The 18653-nt window shown below is 64.1% G+C and carries 15 protein-coding genes and 2 pseudogenes; 7 read left to right on the top strand and 10 right to left on the bottom strand.

Annotated features, from left to right (window positions below):
* The 7 genes and pseudogenes from MMSP_RS10635 to MMSP_RS10605 form a co-directional block, all read right to left on the bottom strand.
* A pseudogene (locus MMSP_RS10635) lies at window positions 1–1064 on the bottom strand (acyl-CoA dehydrogenase family protein).
* A complete protein-coding gene (locus tag MMSP_RS10630; RefSeq protein WP_020786598.1) occupies window positions 1061–1897 on the bottom strand; it encodes an amidohydrolase family protein in 837 nt (278 codons plus the stop codon). The pseudogene MMSP_RS10635 and the gene MMSP_RS10630 overlap by 4 nt, the downstream one beginning before the upstream one ends.
* Window positions 1894–3528, bottom strand: a complete 1635-nt coding sequence (locus MMSP_RS10625) for an acyl-CoA synthetase (RefSeq protein WP_020786597.1) — start codon at window positions 3526–3528, stop codon at window positions 1894–1896. The genes MMSP_RS10630 and MMSP_RS10625 overlap by 4 nt, the downstream gene beginning before the upstream one ends.
* Window positions 3529–3547: 19 nt before the next feature.
* On the bottom strand, window positions 3548–4780 hold the full coding sequence (locus MMSP_RS10620; protein WP_020786596.1) for an amidohydrolase family protein: 1233 nt from the start codon (window positions 4778–4780) through the stop codon (window positions 3548–3550).
* Between the two features lie 11 nt (window positions 4781–4791).
* Window positions 4792–5628, bottom strand: a complete 837-nt coding sequence (locus MMSP_RS10615; protein ID WP_020786595.1) for an enoyl-CoA hydratase — start codon at window positions 5626–5628, stop codon at window positions 4792–4794.
* Between the two features lie 541 nt (window positions 5629–6169).
* The gene (locus tag MMSP_RS10610; protein ID WP_235065721.1) at window positions 6170–6727 is read right to left on the bottom strand and encodes a GNAT family N-acetyltransferase; all 558 of its coding nucleotides are present in this window, start codon (window positions 6725–6727) and stop codon (window positions 6170–6172) included.
* Window positions 6724–7368, bottom strand: coding sequence for a hypothetical protein (locus MMSP_RS10605; protein WP_020786593.1), 645 nt, complete (start codon window positions 7366–7368; stop codon window positions 6724–6726). Before MMSP_RS10605 ends, MMSP_RS10610 begins: the two co-directional genes overlap by 4 nt.
* A gap of 953 nt (window positions 7369–8321) precedes the next feature.
* Here MMSP_RS10605 and MMSP_RS10600 point away from each other — a divergent pair.
* The gene (locus MMSP_RS10600; RefSeq protein WP_036426419.1) at window positions 8322–9125 is read left to right on the top strand and encodes a TetR/AcrR family transcriptional regulator; all 804 of its coding nucleotides are present in this window, start codon (window positions 8322–8324) and stop codon (window positions 9123–9125) included.
* Between the two features lie 12 nt (window positions 9126–9137).
* Here MMSP_RS10600 and MMSP_RS10595 read toward each other — a convergent pair whose 3' ends face one another.
* Together MMSP_RS10595 and MMSP_RS10590 are read right to left on the bottom strand one after the other, a co-directional pair.
* Window positions 9138–10034 carry an enoyl-CoA hydratase/isomerase family protein gene (locus MMSP_RS10595; RefSeq protein WP_036426418.1) on the bottom strand — a complete coding sequence of 299 codons (897 nt, stop codon included), beginning with the start codon at window positions 10032–10034 and terminating at the stop codon, window positions 9138–9140.
* Window positions 10031–10705: a hypothetical protein gene (locus tag MMSP_RS10590; RefSeq protein WP_020786589.1), complete on the bottom strand. Its 675-nt coding sequence runs from the start codon at window positions 10703–10705 to the stop codon at window positions 10031–10033. Before MMSP_RS10590 ends, MMSP_RS10595 begins: the two co-directional genes overlap by 4 nt.
* Window positions 10706–10824: 119 nt before the next feature.
* Between MMSP_RS10590 and MMSP_RS10585 the strand changes: the two genes are divergently transcribed.
* The 6 genes and pseudogenes from MMSP_RS10585 (at window position 10825) to MMSP_RS10560 (ending at window position 17851) form a co-directional block, all read left to right on the top strand.
* Entirely contained in the window at window positions 10825–11643 is an 819-nt protein-coding gene (locus MMSP_RS10585) for an enoyl-CoA hydratase-related protein (protein ID WP_015356650.1), read from the top strand.
* A 2-nt stretch (window positions 11644–11645) separates the two neighbouring features.
* A complete protein-coding gene (locus tag MMSP_RS10580) occupies window positions 11646–12458 on the top strand; it encodes an enoyl-CoA hydratase/isomerase family protein (RefSeq protein WP_036427201.1) in 813 nt (270 codons plus the stop codon).
* Window positions 12449–13264: an enoyl-CoA hydratase/isomerase family protein gene (locus MMSP_RS10575; protein WP_015356652.1), complete on the top strand. Its 816-nt coding sequence runs from the start codon at window positions 12449–12451 to the stop codon at window positions 13262–13264. The genes MMSP_RS10580 and MMSP_RS10575 overlap by 10 nt, the downstream gene beginning before the upstream one ends.
* A complete protein-coding gene (locus MMSP_RS10570) occupies window positions 13264–14745 on the top strand; it encodes a class I adenylate-forming enzyme family protein (RefSeq protein WP_020786586.1) in 1482 nt (493 codons plus the stop codon). The genes MMSP_RS10575 and MMSP_RS10570 overlap by 1 nt, the downstream gene beginning before the upstream one ends.
* Window positions 14735–16333, top strand: coding sequence for a class I adenylate-forming enzyme family protein (locus MMSP_RS10565; protein ID WP_020786585.1), 1599 nt, complete (start codon window positions 14735–14737; stop codon window positions 16331–16333). The genes MMSP_RS10570 and MMSP_RS10565 overlap by 11 nt, the downstream gene beginning before the upstream one ends.
* Window positions 16326–17851: pseudogene (locus MMSP_RS10560) on the top strand (class I adenylate-forming enzyme family protein). The gene MMSP_RS10565 and the pseudogene MMSP_RS10560 overlap by 8 nt, the downstream one beginning before the upstream one ends.
* A 316-nt stretch (window positions 17852–18167) precedes the next feature.
* Here MMSP_RS10560 and MMSP_RS10555 read toward each other — a convergent pair.
* Window positions 18168–18533 (bottom strand): hypothetical protein, encoded by a 366-nt coding sequence (locus MMSP_RS10555; RefSeq protein ID WP_036426417.1) that lies wholly within the window; start codon window positions 18531–18533, stop codon window positions 18168–18170.
* Between the last annotated feature and the right edge of the window lie 120 nt (window positions 18534–18653).

The raw sequence follows: 18653 nt of genomic DNA, 5'->3' as shown, positions 1-18653 counted from the left end.
CTAGACTCCCGCGGTCTGTTCCGAACTCTCGCGGCCGGCCACGATCTCGGCGATTCGGCGGGCGGTGACGCCCGGATCACCACCGGCCAGTGCCCATCCCCTGGCCCGTACCAGATATGCGGTCGCAGCGGCCTCCGCCGAAACACCCAGGCCGCCTTGGATGTGCACCGCCATGGTGGCCGCCTTCGCGGCCTCTTCGGCCATGAAGACGAACGCCGAGAGCCCCAACTCCGGCCGCGCTTCGGGTTCGTTGTCCAAGAACCAGGCCGCGCGCCGAGCCAGGTTGCGGCCCCCTGCACCGTGATGGCCATATTCGCCAGAGGATGTGAGATGGCCTGCAATGTCGATATCGGCACTCCCAGCGTGTAGCGGGTCTTGGCGAACTCTGCCGCAATCTCCATCGTCGCCTCGACCAATCCCACCAGGGCGGCGGCGCTCAATAGTCGCCATTCATCCAGCACACGTTGGTAATTGGCGAGGGCATCGGGCCCCTGCGCGAGTACCCTGCGCAGATCGGCTGTTCCGGGATCTATCCATGCCATGGGCAATCGGCCGATGTTGTCGACCCGCGCCGGCCGACTGCTGAAGGAGAGCAGCACAATCGCGTCGCCGTCGCGAACGACGATGTGGTCGGCTATCGAGCCCGTCGGGATCAGCCGGGTGCCGTACCCGCTGTCGATGCGGGCGTCGAGTCCGGCAACCCGTTTGCCTTCGGTCACGGCCGCGGTCTCGGCATCCGGCGTCCCAAAGCGGGCTAGCAGTCGGGCCGCGCAGACATGGTCAATCCATGGCACCGGGGCCAGTGCACGACCGATCTCCTCGGCGACCAAGGTGGGGTCGACCAGGGTCGCACCGTCACCGCCCGCGGACTCGGGGACCGCCATCGTGGTAGCGCCCATCGCGCACAGCCGCTCCCATAGGTTCTTGTCGAACCCGGAAGGCTCTGCGGCACGCACGGTTTCAATCGGACAATGGGTCGCAAGAAACTGCCGGTAGGCCGATTGCAGCGCCAAGTGGTCCTCGGACAAGCTGTAGTCCAACCTGCGCAGTTCGAAACGGTTCATCGCCCACTCTCCTCCCCGAAGAAAAATTCTTGCGCGTTGTTGTAGAGGTAGTTGGCCAACACGTCGGCGGGCAGATCGAGCGCGCGCGCCTCGGGCACCACCCTGCGCATCCGCAGCACCGGCCAGTCGGAGGCGAAGATCACCTTGTTCTTGCCTCGCGTCCGCATGTAGTGCAGCAGGCTCTCCGGCAGCCGCTTGGGCGACCAAGCCGACGTCATCAGCCGCAAGTTGGAGTACTTGAGCAGCAGCCGGATTGCCACGTCCCACCAAGGATCGGCACCGTGGATCATGCACAGCCGAAGCTCAGGGAATCGCACGCACACCCGGTCAAGATGCATGGGATGCTGCACCTCGCCCGGGATGGGCGGCCCGGGGATCCCGGTGTTGATGCACAGCGCTAGCTCGAGTTCCGCGCACTTGGCGTAGAGCGGGTAGTAGACGGCGTCGCTGGGCGGGTATTGTCCTTCGCCCCAAAAGCTAGGCCCCACCGCGGCATAGGCGACTGGTAGTTCCCCAACGATCGCGGTGAGTTCCCGTAGCGGCCGCACCGGGCGCAGCAGATTGATGCCTCCCATAGCCAGGGCAAAGCGGTCGGGCTTGGCTTGAACAAACTTGCGTGCGGTGATCGAGGGACTGGCCAACGAGTCCATCAGGATCGCTCGTTGTACCCCTTGTTCGTCCATCACGTCGAGGAGCTGGGCCAGATCAACCGGCGAGAACATCGAGTCGGGGCCCTTGAAGTAGTCGTCGCGGACCTTCAGCATCCAGTTCGGCTGCGCCTCGGCTTCACCGAAGTGCACGTTCACCAGGCAGTCGATCGCCCTGTCAGTCATGCGGATCCCCCCACCGGAAGCTGCTGGGCCGCGGCTTGTTTGGCCCAGCGATAGTTCGGCTTGCCATTGCCAAGACGCTGAATGTGCGACACGAAGATGAAGGCCTTGGGCGCTTTGAAGTGGGCCAGCTTCGCAGTGCACAGGGCATAGAGCGCCCGCTCGTCGCCGGCCAGATCCACCCCGGGGCGCGCCGCGACGAGCTCGACCACTTCCTGCCCCCACCGCTGGCTGGCGCGCCCAACGACCAACGCATCCGCGATGTCGGGATGCCCACGCAGGACTTCCTCGACCTCTTCGACGAAGACCTTCTCACCACCGGTATTGACCACCAACGAATCCCGCCCCAAAAGTCGGATGGTGCCATCGTTCTCGATGGCGGCCCGGCCCCCGGGAATCACGACGCGATGACCCTCGATCTCGGGGAACGTCCGTCGGGTGGCCTCTGGATCGTTGAAGTACCCGAGCGGGATCCGGCCCATCCGGGCCGCCCAACCAATCTCAGCCGTACCGGGCTGCAGGAATCTGCTGCGATCAGCCGACGCGACCGCTCCGCCGAACCTCATCGCGAACGTCTCACTCGCCATGCCATTGCGGCTGTGGCCGAACGCCATATTGCCGGTTTCCGATGATCCATAGCCTTCGATGATCGTGACGTGCGGCAGCCGCTCCATCAGTGCGCGTTTGTACTTGGGGTTTGTTGCCGCGCCACCGGTTCCGATCGCCTGCAGGGCAGATAAGTCATAGGGGTGAGCGCTCAGCTCCGCGACCAGTGGGCCGGCGTAGGCATCGCCCACCATCGTGACCATGCCAACCTTTTCGCGTTCGGCGGTTGCCCACACCGACCGGACATCGAGCTTGGCGCGGTCGTCATACAGCACCACCGGAAACCCGCTGAGGAAACCCGAAAACGCGGTCCACAGGCCCGCCGCGTGCATCAGCGGCGAAACCGCGAACCAAGGTGAGCCACCGAGACGCACCTTCTGATGGATCTCGTCGACGTTGGCGTGATCGGCACCGACCATCGAGGCGACGTACATGTCGCCCTGTCGCCATAGGACTCCCTTGGGCCGACCCGTCGTGCCGCCGGTACACATCATGATCAGATCGTCGGGTGATCCAGTCGGCCGGTAGTTGGGTGCACCGGCGGTCACCACCTCATCCAGTGAGAGCGCACCGGGAAGTTCTGCGGCGCCGCTCCCGTCGTCGATGGACACCAGGAGGTCGGCCCCCGCTGCCGGCAGCAGATCAGCGAACCGCGCTCCCAGCGCGCGATGGTAGATGATGCCCCGTGGCCGGACATAGTCCAGCAACTCCGCGATCTCGCGCGGCGAGTAGTGGTGGTTGACGTTGACCGGGACCACGCGTGCCTTCAAGCAACCAATCACCATGTCGGGGTAGAGGTCGTTGTGCATGATCAGCGCAACCCGATCCTGACCGCATTCCCACCGCTGCAGTGTCTCTCGTGCGCGGTGCGCCCCGAACCCCTGTTTGTTGAGGTAGCTTGCCAACCGGCTGGTTCGTTGCGCCGCCTCGGCGAAGCTGGTGCGGCGGGGGCCGCACACGGTCATCGGGCGATCCGGAACGACCTCGGCGATAGCGTCCAGCACGGCGCCGATCGTCCATTCGGTCACGGCCACAACTCCGGAAAACCTAGGCGACCGACGCCACCGTGACACCGAGGAAGTCCAAGGCGTTGTCACGCATGATCTTTTGCACCTCTGCCCGGCTGAATCCGGTTAGCTCTTCGGTGAACGCCAGCGGCGACTCCAGCCCTTCACCGTGTGGCCAGTCCGAGCCGAACAGGATGCGGTCGACCCCGATCCTGTCGGCCAGCACCGTGAGATCTTCCTCGTAGTAGGGCGATATCCAGACATGCTCGCGCAACGCATCGACGGGGTCGTTGGGGAACGAGCGCGGGTGCTGATTGGCTAGTTTCTTCAGACGCTTGGCCAGCCTGTGCACCCATTCGGAGCCGTTCTCGATGCTGGCCACCCGCAGCGTGGGATGACGATCGAAGACCCCGTGGACGATCAACGACGCCATGGTGTCGTGGATGGCGCGGTCGTCGACGAGGATCTTGTCCAGCGGGTCGGGCGGAGCCGCGAAGGGCTCGAAGGTTTCCTTGCCTCCCCACATTCCGGCAATCTCAAGATAGCCACTGTCGCCCAAGTGAAACGCCACCGGAACGTTGGCCTCGGCCAACCGAGCCCAGACCCGGTCGTGCGACCTGTGACCGAGCGACCGGTTCCTGGGGACACCCGGTACCGGTGCCGGACGCACGTGCACCATCCGGGCGCCTCGCTCGAGCACGAATTCGACTTCCTGGAGCGCCTTCTCGGGGTCGGCCAGCGAGATCATGGGTGCCGCGATGATGCGATGGTCCGGCCGGTCGAAACCCCAATCCTCGTCCAGCCACAGATTGAACGCATGCAGCGATGCCGCGGTGGCCTCGATGTCCGCCTTGAGCGCCTCCTCGACTCCGCAGCCGAAGGTCGGGAACATGAAGATCGTCTCGATGCCCTGGCTTTCGACGACGACGACGCGTGCATCCCGGTTCCGGTATTCGGGACGAAGTTCCAGCTTCTCGACCTTCATCAGCGATGCCGGGTCTACGCCGTCGGGTATCTCGCCGCGGAACAGCAGGTCCAGGCAGCCCGGAACGATGATCGGGTCAAATGTCGGGTTGGGGATGAAGCGGTTGACCCGGTCGCCGATTATCACCTGAGTGTGCCGGCCGTCGGTAACCATTTGCACACCGCGTCTGCGGAACTTCTTGTCTAGATGCCGGGTGAACGCGTCCAGGGGCTCGTAGTAGTGGTTGTCGACGTCGATCGCCTTGTAACCCCTTGTAACCCAAGCTGTCCATGATCGTCCTTCCCGCAACGCCGAATCGCTCAGCGTTCCGATGAGGTCAGCGACGGAAACTGCGGTGGCCGCTTCTCCAGGAAGCTGACAATTCCCTCGATGACATCCGGCCTCGGCATCGCTTCACGCAGCAGCACTTCGGCGTGTGAGGTGGCTTCCACGACATCGCGGGTGGCGTCGCCGTAGACCTGGCGCTTGATCACCGCCATCGAAGATGGCGAACAGTAACGGGCGATGTCTTCGGCGTACTCGAGGGCGCGTGGCATCAACTGTTCGGGGGTGACGACTTCCTTGACCAACCCGAGCTGGGCGGCCTCCTCGGCCAGAAAGGTCCGACCGCTCAACAACAGATCGAGCGCGACCGCCCAGCTGGTCAGACGCGGCAAAATCCAGGAGATACCGAACTCTGCGATCAGGCCGCGCCGCGCGAACACCGCCGCGAACTTTGCCCCGGCCGCGGCGAATCGGACATCACACATCAGCGCCTGGGTCAGGCCGATGCCCACACATGGTCCGTTGATCGCGGCGATCACCGGCTTGCGCAGCATGGTCACGAAATGGGGTGGGCGTTCACCAACCAGATCGGCCAGGTTCGCGTCCTTCGCCTTCGCCATAGTCTTGTCGTACCCCGCCGCCGCATCCGCCGACCCAAGATAGGCGCCCGCGCAAAAGCCACGGCCCCGCCCGGTCAGCACGATGACCCTGATACCCGGATCCGCCTCAGCGCGATCGATCGCCGTGTAGAACCCGGCGGCAAGGTCGGGCCCCCAGGCGTTGAGGCGATCGGCCCGATTGAACGTGATGATCGCGACGCCGCCCGGCGTCGCTTCGTAGAGCACTGCGCCTTGCGCATCAGCAGCGCTCATCCGCATCTCCTCACCGCTGCCGGCCGACCGCGACCCCTATATGCATACTGTATACCTATCGGTACCGCATTCTACAACCGCCGCCGCAGGTCACCGGCCTGCAGCGGAACAGCGAATTGTGCCGCACCGGAGGACAACTTATGGCCACCATGCCGATGAACCCGATCCCCCGGCGCCCACGGTCTCGGCGGGCCCGGCCAGACCATCGACTTTGCCCCCTGGACACCTCAGTACAGCGAACCCACACGTGCGCCAGGGGTGTGACCGACTGACGCGCCGACCCAATCCATCGACGTTTGGGGCCACCGCCAGACCCCCACCCCACGTCTTGCCGAACTCATCGGGGTCAAAATCCGCCCCGCCTAGCCCACGGCAACATCACCAAAATCCCGAGTTCACGGCTACTTTTCCGGATCCCTTACGCCACGTCGACCATTGCCATGGTCAATTCTGTTGCACGTAAATAGATTCCATCCGAGGACTCGCCCCGCACAAAAGCTCAGCGCTAGCGCGCGGACCCCGGCACACGCCACGGTGGCGGCTAATACGGATTGGTCGCGGGCCGGGCCGCGGACCGTTCCAGCACGCCCGGATCGTCCCACGCCCCTTCCGGCCGCAACAACAGATAGGGGTCGCCCGCCAGCGTGATGGCGTCGGACCTCGGCCGTTTCTCGCACATCATTTCCAAATATTCATGATCGGAGAAAACAAGTTTGGCCCCTTTCCGCATGGGCTTGAACCCGAACTTCTCCCAAAAGTGCACAAGCCGCACCTGAGCATGGCCGTAGATTGCGGTGAAGCCCTTGCGGGTCGCCACATCAAACGACAACTCAATCACCGTGTTCACGACGTCAGAATTGCGGTACTGCGGGAGCACGCAAACACGTTCAAACTTTGCGAACTCCGCGAACCAGCGTACGCGCATCGTCCCGGCCGGTCGGCCTTCGACAAAACCCAGAATATGAGTGGCACAGAAATCGTTGCCATCAAATTCTTCCTCGTAAGGACATTCTTGCTCCGACATGAACACGGCGGAACGAATCGCAAAAGCTTCTGCCAGGCGATCATGGGTGACAACCACGGAGGCGGACAAGTTCACGGCAATACAGCTCGCACCGAGTTGGACACTCCCACCGCACGCTCGGGACGCTCTACCCGGTAGAGCTGGCCTGCGGATACGCCACCCTGCCCCTGGGCCAGAAAGCCGTAGCCCTGAGCCGCGTTCACGCCGTCCGTCGTTGCGGCGGTCGTGAACATCGGCGCACTCAGGGTTTCCGCACCCGCGGCATTGACGAAAAGCCACGTCACGATGCGCGAAATCCCGCGCACCGTCAGCAACATGACCCAGACGTAAAGTGCTGCGGGCTGGGTTCCCGACCCAACGATCAGGCCTAGATCGGGATCACGTCCATCAAATGCGCCAGATTCCAGGCGCTCAAGGCCGGTCTGATTCAAGTGAAGGAAGGCGTATGAGCCGATCAGTTCTGCATCGGCGCGCGTGTCATCACTCGAGCGATAGACGGCCCAAATGCTGTCAGCGTTCTTATTGAAAACACTTTCGAGCACTTCAAAACTCGCGACGTCGCCCACCTCACGCTTGATCAACGCATATAGCTCGGGGAGCTCTTCTCGCGTCGCACGGCGAACCCAAATCGTGCCGATATCGGGGACCGAGCAGCACGGTTCTTCTACGCCCTGCTCCGGTGCATGGTCCAGCAACTTGCCCAGGTTCTTCTCCATCTCGGGGTGCCCTCTCGCAGATCCTGACAGCCTGGCCTGTGTACCAATGCATCTGGACGCAACCCCGATCCGCGGATCAGGAAACGTGCGTCGCCCATTGGCGGGTATAAGGGCAGAGTAGCCGAACTACGGCGAGTCGCCCACCGAAGAATTTGCCGCGGTCGCGGTTGTCAACCTGTTCCGGTCGCCGACGACCACGCGGTCCAGGGCCAACGACCAGATGCTGTCACGCGCTGAGGCATTCGTCACGGATGCGCTGCCGCGACGGCCTCACATCGCCGTTGCGCCGGCGCCCGCCACCGGCGATAAGACTCAACCAATATCGATGAGCTTCCCGCTGCATCGTTGCGGCACAAGAAATTCGGCCCTATCATCCCCGCGCAACACCGCGGGAAGGCGTCTCATTGGAGGCGACGCGGCCCTGCTGGGCGATAGTACATTCACCGGTGACCACGCGCTCGTTGCGTACAATGAGACTGCTGGCGCGCCCTACCAGCGACCGGATCGGGCCGTACTCGAGCCCACCGTCCCGGTGCCGCGGGGTCGGTAGCTGAGCGGGCAACCTTGCACTCGGGTCAGACTGGGTTGTCGACAGCCAAACCCACAATCCCCCGACTAGATCGGCACCGCCTTCGCCGCAGCGGTCGTTTGGTTACCTCCGGCACAGCGCACTGCGCCACCGCGCCCGCACTCGATCGTGTTCACCCGCGCGCCGCTGGATACCAAAGTGCCTACGATAGGCATTACAGTAATAAAGGTAAGGCCGCCCGAATCAGTGCGGAGACGCTCCCACCTGGCATTACCGCATAGCTGTCGCCCTCAGCGATCGGCCCGCCCCCGGTAAGGTTGACGGTCAGGCTTGGCGACGACACGTCATCGTATACACAGGTCGGAGTGCAACTGCCGGTAGGTTCGTCCGGTGGTCGGCTTGGGATCGCACACGCAGGAGATTGATGGAGGTGCCGGTAGTGGCAAAGCGGGCAGCCGCCGACAAACGTCAACGACGCGAACGCGGTTCGATCAATCCCGATGACATCATCAGCGGCGCGTTCGAGCTTGCCGAGCAGGTATCGATCGACAACCTGAGCATGCCAATGCTGGGCAAACATCTTGGGGTCGGCGTTACCAGCATCTACTGGTACTTCCGCAAGAAGGACGACCTGCTCAATGCGATGACCGACCGCGCCTTGAGCAAGTACGTGTTCGCCACTCCCTACGTGGAGGCCAGCGACTGGCGCGAGACGTTACGCAACCACGCCCGTCTGATGCGTAAGACCTTCATGGGCAACCCAATACTGTGCGATCTGATTCTGATCAGGTCAGCCCTGAGTCCCAAGACCGCCCGACTGGGCGCGCAAGAGATGGAGCGGGCAATCGCGAATCTGGTGGAGGCGGGGCTATCCCCCGAGGACGCCTTCGACACCTATGCCGCGGTCTCGATACACGTGCGCGGATCAGTGGTGCTGCACCGGCTTTACGAGAAGACCCAGTCGGCCGACAGCGGCCCGCGGGCAATCGAAGACGCCATGAACATCGACCCGCTGACCACACCGCTGCTTGCGCAAGTCAGCGGAAAGGGACACCGGATCGCGACCCCCGATGAGGCCAACTTCGAATACGGCCTTGATTGCATTCTCGACCACGCCGGCAGGTTGATCGACGAACGGGCCAAAGCCGCCAAGTCGGCCCCGTCGCGGCCGCGCAAGGCGGCCAAGCCACCAGCGCCGCGAACCCGGGCAAAGGCTACGACGCGTTAGACCTTTCGGATATCAGGACTCGGGCTCGGGCACGTGAAAGTGCTCGTCACGCAGCCGGAATGCCTCCTTCGTTCCGTGCTCGGCCCGCGTTTTGACGAAATTGAACTCCCCCGGCGCGAACTGCAAGTTGGTGCCGAAGGCGTGGAAGAGATAGCTGGCGACTTCCTCACCCGCGTATGCCTGCGTCTGCTCAACCAGCCGAAAGGCCTCTTTGGCGATGACGATGCCGTCGGCGGGCATCTTTGCCGCCTTCTCTGCCCAGTACCGGGCTCGGGCCGCCACGGCGCCGCAATCGCAGGTGTCGGTGAAGATTCCAAGATGTTCGACGTCACCCGCTTCAATAATGTCACCGGTGAGCAGTACCCGGCGGGCCAACACCGGCCCCAGCCGGTGAAAGAACATGTGCAGACTGCCCAGCGCAGGCCCCAGGAATCGCGTTGCCGGCATACCGATTCGGGCGTTGCGCGCGATCACTGAGATGTCGGTCATCAGGGCCATCTCGAAACCTCCCCCCAGCGCATGGCCCGCGATCTCACCCACCGTGACCTTCGGAAAGCCCATGAGGTTGTGGTAGAAGCTGAATGACCTGCGGTCCACGGTAAGTCGGCGACGTTGGCTAGGGCGCCGCTGGGTTGGCGGATCCGCGGCCGGGGCGTCAGCCTCGCCGTACCACCCGTAGGCGTTGTTCATGTCAGCGCCGGCGCTAAAGACCCCGCCGGTGCCACGCAAGATGACGACGATGAGATCGTCATCCGCGGCAACGCGGTCCAGGTAGCCGGCAATGGCATCACGCATCGCCGCGTCATATGCATTGCGCCTCGTGAGGTTGTTCAGCGTGATGGTCGCGATTCTCGTACCCGGTTCCGCCTCGAACTGCATACGGTCATCCGGGCCGTCTGCGGCGGTCATGAGCCAGACACCTTTCGCCGTCGCCCGAATTGATACGTCGCCAACTCTTCCGGTCGCGATGCCAATGTCTGGACTTCGCCGGTGCAGAGCAGTTGTTCATCGACCATCAGCCACGCCTTCGAGGAGATGCCTTGGTCCGTCACCGATCTCGTGATGTCGAACCGCAGGTGGGTCAGTATTGGTGTAGGTCTGCGGAAGGTCAGTGCCAGGGAGCGGGTCTTGCCGGAAAGCCCACTGACGCAGTTGTGATGCTGGATGACGCAGTCGAAGAAGACACCAAGAAATCCGCCGTGCACCAGACCCGGCGGGCCCTCGTAGACCAACGGGAAATTGACCCCGCCGGCCGCGCGCTCGGGATCGAGTTGATCGAACTTGTATTCGGGAAAACACGGGTTGTAGGCGCCGATGTCAGTCGCGTGATTGAGGTAGACGCGGTTGCCGTCCGCATCCGGACCGATGCGCGCGGCATTGTCCGGGGCGGCCGCGGCCAGCTCACGTTCCCACTCGCAGCACTGCGCGAGCATGGCATCAACCGTGGGATGTGGGTGTTCCATCGCCAGCAACAGCGAGGTGAGGCGACGGATGACACCCGCGGCGGCGACGGTCTGGGCCAGCGGCGACTCGCCGAACCTGGCATCACCGGCAGCCGCCCGAGGTTCGCCTTGGGCCATGCGTCCCTCTTTCACCGGGATGTTCCGTCAGCAATGTTTCCTTGCTGACTTATACAGTGTAGCAATCGTATTGCCTACTGTATGGATAACGATATGGCGGAGAAAGGCCGGATTCGACGGTGAGTCTCGAGGCCGACTCGGCCGGGCCCGAGGGGTCGGTGACATCGCGCCGCGATGGCACCCTGCTGCGAATCACGCTCGATCGACCTTCACGGCGTAATTCGTTGACTCAGAACATGATCGAGATGTTGCTCGATACGCTGGGCGGCGCCGCCACTGACGACTCGCTGCGTGCGATTCTGATCCGGGGTGCCGGTGCCGATTTCTGCGCCGGCGCCGATTGGGTCGCGGCCAGCACCGGCACCCAACGCCCTCGCACCGGCGACCTGCTAAGGCGAATTCCGCACGCCGCGCACCGCGTCATCGAACTCCTGCACACCATCCACCTCCCGGTCGTGTGCGGTGTCCAAGGGTGGGCCGCCGGGCTGGGCGCCAACCTGGCGCTCGCCGCCGACTTCACCGTGGCCACCAGTGATGCCACGTTCTGGGAACCTTTCGTAGTCCGCGGGTTCAGCCCGGACTCGGGATCTACCTGGCTGCTGCCGCGCCTGGTTGGCTTGGCCCGGGCCCGGCGGATGCTGCTGCTTGGCGAGCAGGTGACCGCGCCCGAGGCAGCCGACTGGGGCTTGATCCACCAAGTCGTCGATGCGACGGACCTCGACAGCGCGGTCGACGAGCTGCTCACCCGACTGGCTCGCGGGCCGACTGTTGCGATCGGGCTTGCCAAGCAGGCCCTGAACCACGGCCAGCACGCAACCCTGACCGAGTCGATGACACATGAACTGTTCAACCTCGAACTAACTTGTCGGACCTCCGATTTCAAAGAAGGCTTGACCGCATTCCGGCAACATCGCACGCCGAAATTCGAGGGACGATGACCATGCCTGGCGACGCGTTCGACACCATCGGCTACGAGCTCGACGGACACACCGCCACCATCACGCTCAACCGACCTCACGCCCTCAACGCGCTGAGTCCGCACATGATCACCGAGTTGCGAGCCGCCTACGCCGAAGCCGAAGGTGACGACCGGGTGTGGCTGACCATCGTCACCGGCACGGGTCGCGCCTTCTGCACCGGGGCGGACGTGAAGGCCATTCCAGGCGACGGCAAGGTGATCTACGAGCGGCCCTACCTGGCAACCTACGAACAGTGGGAGGCGCCCCAAGAAGGTACGCCGCCATTTCGCAGCATGGCCAAACCCGTACTGACCGCAGTAAACGGCATCTGCTGCGGCGCCGGACTGGACTGGGCCACTACATCGGACATCGTCATCGCGTCGGAGACGGCAACGTTCTTCGACCCACACGTCAGCATCGGCCTGGTGGCCGGGCGTGAGCTGGTAAGGCTGGCCCGAGTGCTACCGCGATCGGTCGCGCTCAGGATGGCGCTGGTCGGCAAGCACGAGCGGATGGATGCAAGGCGCGCCTTCGACCTCGGCTTGATCAGCGAGGTGGTCGAGCACGACCGGCTGCTCGAGCGGGCACACGAGATCGCCGACATGGTCAACCGCAATGCCCCGCTGGCCGTCCGGGGTACTCGCCTGGCCATCCTCAAAGGGATCGACCTGCCGCTACCCGAAGCCGAGATGCTCGCCGAGGCATTCCGCGAGCGGGTACTGCGGACCCGGGATGCGCTCGAAGGCCCCAGAGCCTTCGCGGAGAAGCGAGACCCGGATTGGCAATGCCAGTGACACCGCAGCGATCCGAGAAACCGGACTTCACAACCATCCTGGTCGACGTCAACACCACCGACCACGTCGCCACCATCACGTTGCATCGGCCCGACCAACTCAACGCGTTCAACCGCACCATGTGCGAAGAGATGGCAGCGGCCTGGCACCTGATCAAACACGACGAATCGGTGCACGCGGTGGTATTGCGGGCGGCCGGCAGCCGCGCGTTCAGTGCGGGTCTCGACATCAAGACTCCGTACGGACAACCCAAAAATATCTGGAACCATGAGGATCCCGGCGAGTTCCTGAGCCCGAAATGGCAGAAGATGTGGAAGCCCGTGGTGTGCGCCGTTCAGGGCATGTGCACCGCGGGCGCGTTCTACTTCATCAATGAGTCCGACGTCGTCATCTGCTCCACAGGGGCAACATTCTTCGACTCGCACGTCTCGGCCGGTCTGGTCTGCGCGCTGGAGCCGATTGGCTTGATGCGGCGGATCGGCCTGGGCGAAACGCTGCGAATCGCCCTGATGGGCAACGACGAACGGGTCGGCGCCGAAACCGCACTACGGATCGGTCTGGTATCCGAAGTGGTCGCGCCACAGCGGTTGTGGGAGCGGGCACACGAGATCGCGGCGACGATCGCCGCCAAGCCGCCCTCCGCGACGCAGGGCACCGTGAAAGCGATCTGGGAGTCGCTGGACAAGCCCTACCGCGCCGCGGTGGAGCAGGGGCTGATCTACACCCGACTGGGCAACCCACTGGGCAGGGCCGAACTGGCCGACCTACCGCCCCGTCCTGACGGCAGCGAACCGAAGACTCGTTGATGTCGAATCACCCCCTGAGTCAACGCATCGCCGTCACCCTGGACCTGCAACCAGACGCCCGCGCTGTCGAGTACGACCGCGCCTGGCTGTCCTTGGGACAACTCGGCGCTGCGCCCCGGCGAGTGGCCGCACTCGCCGCCAAACAACCGAGCCCTGAAATCGGAATACTGTTGCGTAATCGTCCCGCACAGATGGCCGCGTTCCTCGGCGTCCTACTCGCCGGTGCCACCGTGGTCACCATCAACCCGTCACGCGGCGACGAACGCACCAGAGCCGACATCGCCGCTTTGGAGCTGCCGCTGATCGCCGGATCGGACGAGGACCTTGGGCTCCTGGTGACCAATACGACGGACAGCGCCACCGTGTCCCTATCGGATCTGTTCGACCACCCCGGCGAACCCGGCGACCACACCACCCGCGGCGCCGGTGCGGACGTCGCGGTGCGAATGTTGACCAGCGGCACAACCGGTCCGCCCAACCGGGTCGACCTGAGCTACGACATGCTCGCCCGCAGCGTCATGGGCCCAGCCCCGGATCGCGACCCGGCGCCCACCGAACCCCGACGCGGAGTTGCCATCGTGAACTCACCGCTGGTGCATATCGGCGGTGTCTACCGAGTGCTGCAGTGCATCGCGCAAGCCCGCCCCTTTGTGCTGCTGGACCGATTCGAGCTGAACGCCTGGGCCGCGGCGGTACGCAAACATCGGCCCCGCACCGTATCGCTGGTGCCTGCCGCGTTGCGGACGGTGCTGCACTCCGACCTCACCCGCGCCGACCTCGCCAGCGTCCGCACCGTCACCTGCGGCACCGCCCCCCTGGCCCCCGACGATGCCGATGCGTTCACCGAGAAGTACGGCATTCTCGTGCTGACTTCTTATGCGGCAACCGAGTTCGGCGGCGGCGTGGCCGGCTGGACCCTCGCAGATCACTCGCGATATTGGCACACCAAACGCGGTAGCGTCGGCCGGGCCAACCCGGGTGCGCAACTTCGGATCGTCGATACCGAGGGCGCCCCGGTCGAGCGGGCTAGCCTGGGCCTACTCGAGGTCAAGCCAGCCCAGTTGGGCGTTTCGGCCCCGTGGGTGCGTACCACCGATGTCGCCCGAATCGACGCGGATGGCTTTGTCTGGATTGTCGGGCGAGCCGATCAGGCGATCATTCGTGGAGGTTTCAAGGTGCTGCCCGACGATGTGCGAGCGGCGTTGGAGAGCCATCCGGCGGTGGCAGCTGCCGCGGTAGTGGGCCGATCCGACCAGCGCCTCGGTCAAACTCCGGTTGCCATGGTCGAACTGCGCGGTTCCGCCGACATCGGCGGTGCCGAGCTGGTGGAGTATCTGCGAACGCGGTTGTCCGGCTACGAGATCCCAACCCAGATTTCGATCGTCGCCGAAATTCCGAGAACAGCGTCGGGCAAGCCTGACCTCGGCGCAATCCGGCATTACTTTGGTGCCGCCGGTTCCCGCGCGGATCATGGCGGCTGACTCCCCGACGGTCGCGCAGATCCTGCGCCGCCAAGCCCGTTGTCGCCCAGATCACCCGTTCTTGGTGTGCGATAGCGACCGGATCAGCTATGCCCAGGCCGATCTGCGTTCGGCGGAGCTGGCCCGCGGGCTGATCGCCCTGGGCATCGGCAAGGCAGCACATGTCGGGTTGCTCTACCCGAACGGCTCCGACTTCGTCATCGGGATGCTCGCCGCGGCTCGAATCGGCGCGGTGGTCATCCCGATTTCCACCTTCGTCACGCCCCGGGAGCTGCACGAGCAGCTGGTCGACAGCGACACCCAGATCCTATTGAGCGCCGATACATTCCGCTCCCACGACTACGCGGGCCGATTGAGGCAACTACTTGGCGACACCGGCTTCGACGGAGAAGATCGGCTATTCTCCAGGGCAATCCCGCAGTTGCGGACGGCCTGGGTCAGCTATCGTCGCGGGGCACCACGACGAACCCGCAGTATCGAGTGCGTCTACCGCCTCAGCCAGACCATCGACCCCACAATGCTGCGCGCACTGGAAGATGACGTCGACGGCTCTGATGTACTGGCGATCGTGTACACGTCGGGCACCACCAGTGCCCCCAAGGGAGTCGTGCACACCCACAGCGCGCTGTTGAGACATCAGCAGAATCTCAACGTCATTCGCGGACTGGGCACCGACGACAAGTTGTTCTGCAACTCGCCATTCTGCTGGATCGGCGGGTTCGCCTTTGGGCTGCTGGCCACACTGCTCGCCGGATCGATACTGGTGTGTTCCAACGCCGACGCCGCTACCACCCTTGACCTGCTCGAGCGGGAAAAGCCGACCATGACAAACGGTTTCGCTTCCACAGTCGCACGGCTAGCCAACCATCCTAGCTTTGGTAGACGGGACCTTTCATCGATGCGCCGCGGCAATCTGTATCCGATCATGGCACCCGAAGCCAGACCGGTAGATCCCGAACTGCGGCACAACATGCTGGGGATGACCGAAGCCGGCAGCATCGTGCTGATCAGCGCCGACGAGTCAGACCAGCCCGAATCCCGGCGCGGGTCGTTCGGTAAACCCGCACCCGGGTTCGACACCATCATCATCGAGCCCGGCACCGGGGAAGTCGTCAACGTCGGCCAGGTTGGCGAACTGTGCATTCGTGGGCCCTTCGTCATGCAGGGCTACTACAAACGTAGCCGCGAGGAATGCTTCGATGCCGACGGCTGGTTCCATACCGGCGACTTGGTACGGGCCGACCAAGACGGATACATGTACTTCACCGGCCGTCTGAGCTCGCTGATCAAAACCGCGGGCGCAAACGTGTCGCCGGCCGAGGTCGAAAGGGCGATCGCCAAGCTGGGCATGGTGGCTCATGTCGTGAGCATCCCCGATCCCCAGCGCGAACAGGTGGTGGCCGCCGTGCTCGTCGTTGCAGACGGTGTCGGAGCGCTTGACGAGCTGGCGCTGCGCGAACGACTCGAGACGGAGTTGTCCGCCTACAAGATTCCGACCCGCCTCGCCACCTTGACCCCCAGCGAGATCCCGCTGCTGTCCAGCGGCAAGGTCGATACGCACCAACTGAAGAAGTGCTTCGATGCCTGACACCATCGACCACCTGGTGCGGTCGCAGGCCGCCCGGCACGGCGCCAAGCCCATGGTGATCGATCAGGCAAGTCGACTAAGCTACCGCGAACTTGATTCTTCCACATCGGATTTGGCTGCGGCATTCATCCAAGCGGGTGCCGGCATGGGCACTCGCGTTGGCCTGATCATGCCCAACGGTGTGCGCTGGGTACAGATCGCGATAGCGCTGACCCGCATCGGTGCGGTGCTGGTTCCGTTGAGCACTTTGTTGCGCCCCCGCGAGTTGGCATCGCAACTTCGTTCGGCCGCGGTGCAGTTCCTGATCAGCGTGCCGGAGTTCCGTGGCCACCGATACCTCGACGCGGTCGAGTCGGTACCTAGAGCCGAACTTCCAGCGTTGCAACGGGTTTGGGCGGACGACCAAGTCAGCTCTTCCAATGCCGGTGCCCGGGCACTCCGGATGGTCGAGCCGATCGCCGAAACAGTCACCGCGGCGGACACCCTGGTGATCATGTTCACCTCGGGCAGCACCGGAGCCCCCAAAGGGGTCCTGCATTCCCATGGAAGCGCTTTGGGCGCGGTGCGATCGGGCCTGACCGCGCGCCGCATCACCTCGGCACCCGGCTGTATCTGCCGATGCCGTTCTTCTGGGTGGGCGGGTTTGGTGGCGGAATCCTCTCTGCGCTGCTCGCGGGAGCCACCCTGGTGACCGAGGCGCGGCCGTTCCCCGAGAACACCTTGCGCCTGCTGGAGGCAGAGCGCGTCACGATGTTTCGTGGGTGGCCTGATCAGGCCGAGGCGCTCGCGCGGCACCCAAGCAGTGTCGACGTTGACCTTTCGGCTCTGCAGCCCGGCAGGCTACAGGCACTGCTACCACCCGAACGACGTGCCCAGCCCGGGGCACGGGCGAGGTTGTTCGGCATGACAGAAGCATTCGGACCGTATTGCGGCTACCGCGCCGACACCGATATGCCGCCCACCGCGTGGGGCAGCTGCGGCTAGCCTTTTCCCGGAATGGAAATCCGCATCGTGGACCCCGAGACCGGCACCCGAGTCCCCGCGGAAACGATAGGCCAGATCCAGATCCGGGGGCCGCACACGCTACGCGGCCTCTGCCGGCGCAGCCGCGAAGAGGTCTTCACGGCTGATGGTTACTACTGCAGCGCCGATCTCGGCCACCTCGACGCGAACGGCTACCTGTTCTACCACGGCAGGTCCGACGACATGTTCAAGGTCAGCGGTGCCACTGTCTACCCCGTGGAGGTCGAAACCGCCTTGCGGACAATCGACGGCGTCTCCAACGCCTTCGTCACCAACGTGGCTGGCGCCCAGGGCCAACGGCTGGCTGCAGCGGCGGTGTGCAGCACCCCGGCACTCACCTCCGAGGACCTCAGAACGTCGGCGGGCCAGGTGCTGAGCGCCTTCAAGGTTCCGACGGTGTGGCTGCTCTTGGCCGACGACGCTGATATTCCACGCGGCCCAACCGGCAAGGTCGATCTCCAGCGGCTGCGCGACATGCTGGCCAACACCGCATGACGCCTGCGAGCTCCGGCCGACATCTAGGATCCCGGAAATGACGTCGGTCGATGTTGCCGTCGACATCGTGATCGACCGGGACGCACCGTAGTCGCCGAGCACTGCTGCAGTCCGGACAACGCCACCCAGTGGTATGCGAACATCAAAGCTGTGCGGTGGCAGATGCCAAAGCCACTCGAGTTGGACCCGGCCCACCGATTCGTGATGCGCACGGCCCGGGGCCCGTTGCCGATGCAGACCACTTACGCCTGGACGGACGAGGCGATCTACGCAGGCGCAAAACGATTCTCCAACATTGACCGCAGCTCGGGTGGGGCTATCCGACCCGCATCCAGAGTTTGCAGTTCATCGTTTGAAAGGCCGCGACCGTTGGCGGGATCACCACCGACATCGGCCCCATGGAGGTATTGGTGTCGATGATGTCATCGGTGCTCGCCGCGGGTGTGCTGGGAGTCGACCACGAGCAGGTCGAAAGCTCCGATACCCGTCCGAAGACCAAGATGAGCGGATTGGCCGACCCCTCGGTGCGGTAGGTGCCCGGCAGCATGTCGGTGCCGACGAGAAATACCCCATTCCCGGGTATCTGATCACCTGGATCGGCAACGGTCGGTGCGGCGAACACGCAGGCTGTCATACAGGCAACAATTCCGGCGGTTGCGCCGGACAAGGACGCTAGGGCCATGGTGTTCCTCTCCCGGTAGCGTTGCCCGCCCTATACGCAGCGTATTCCCCGACGCACTCGGGCAACAACAGATCGCACCAAACTGGGTGCGGATATTCGACCGGACCCAGCAAACACCAC

It is taken from the genome of Mycobacterium sp. 012931 (assembly GCF_000419295.1).
In the GTDB taxonomy this organism is placed as follows: domain Bacteria; phylum Actinomycetota; class Actinomycetes; order Mycobacteriales; family Mycobacteriaceae; genus Mycobacterium; species Mycobacterium marinum.
Note: the sequence above shows the minus strand (reverse complement) of the source record. Positions and strands in the feature narration are given on the sequence as shown.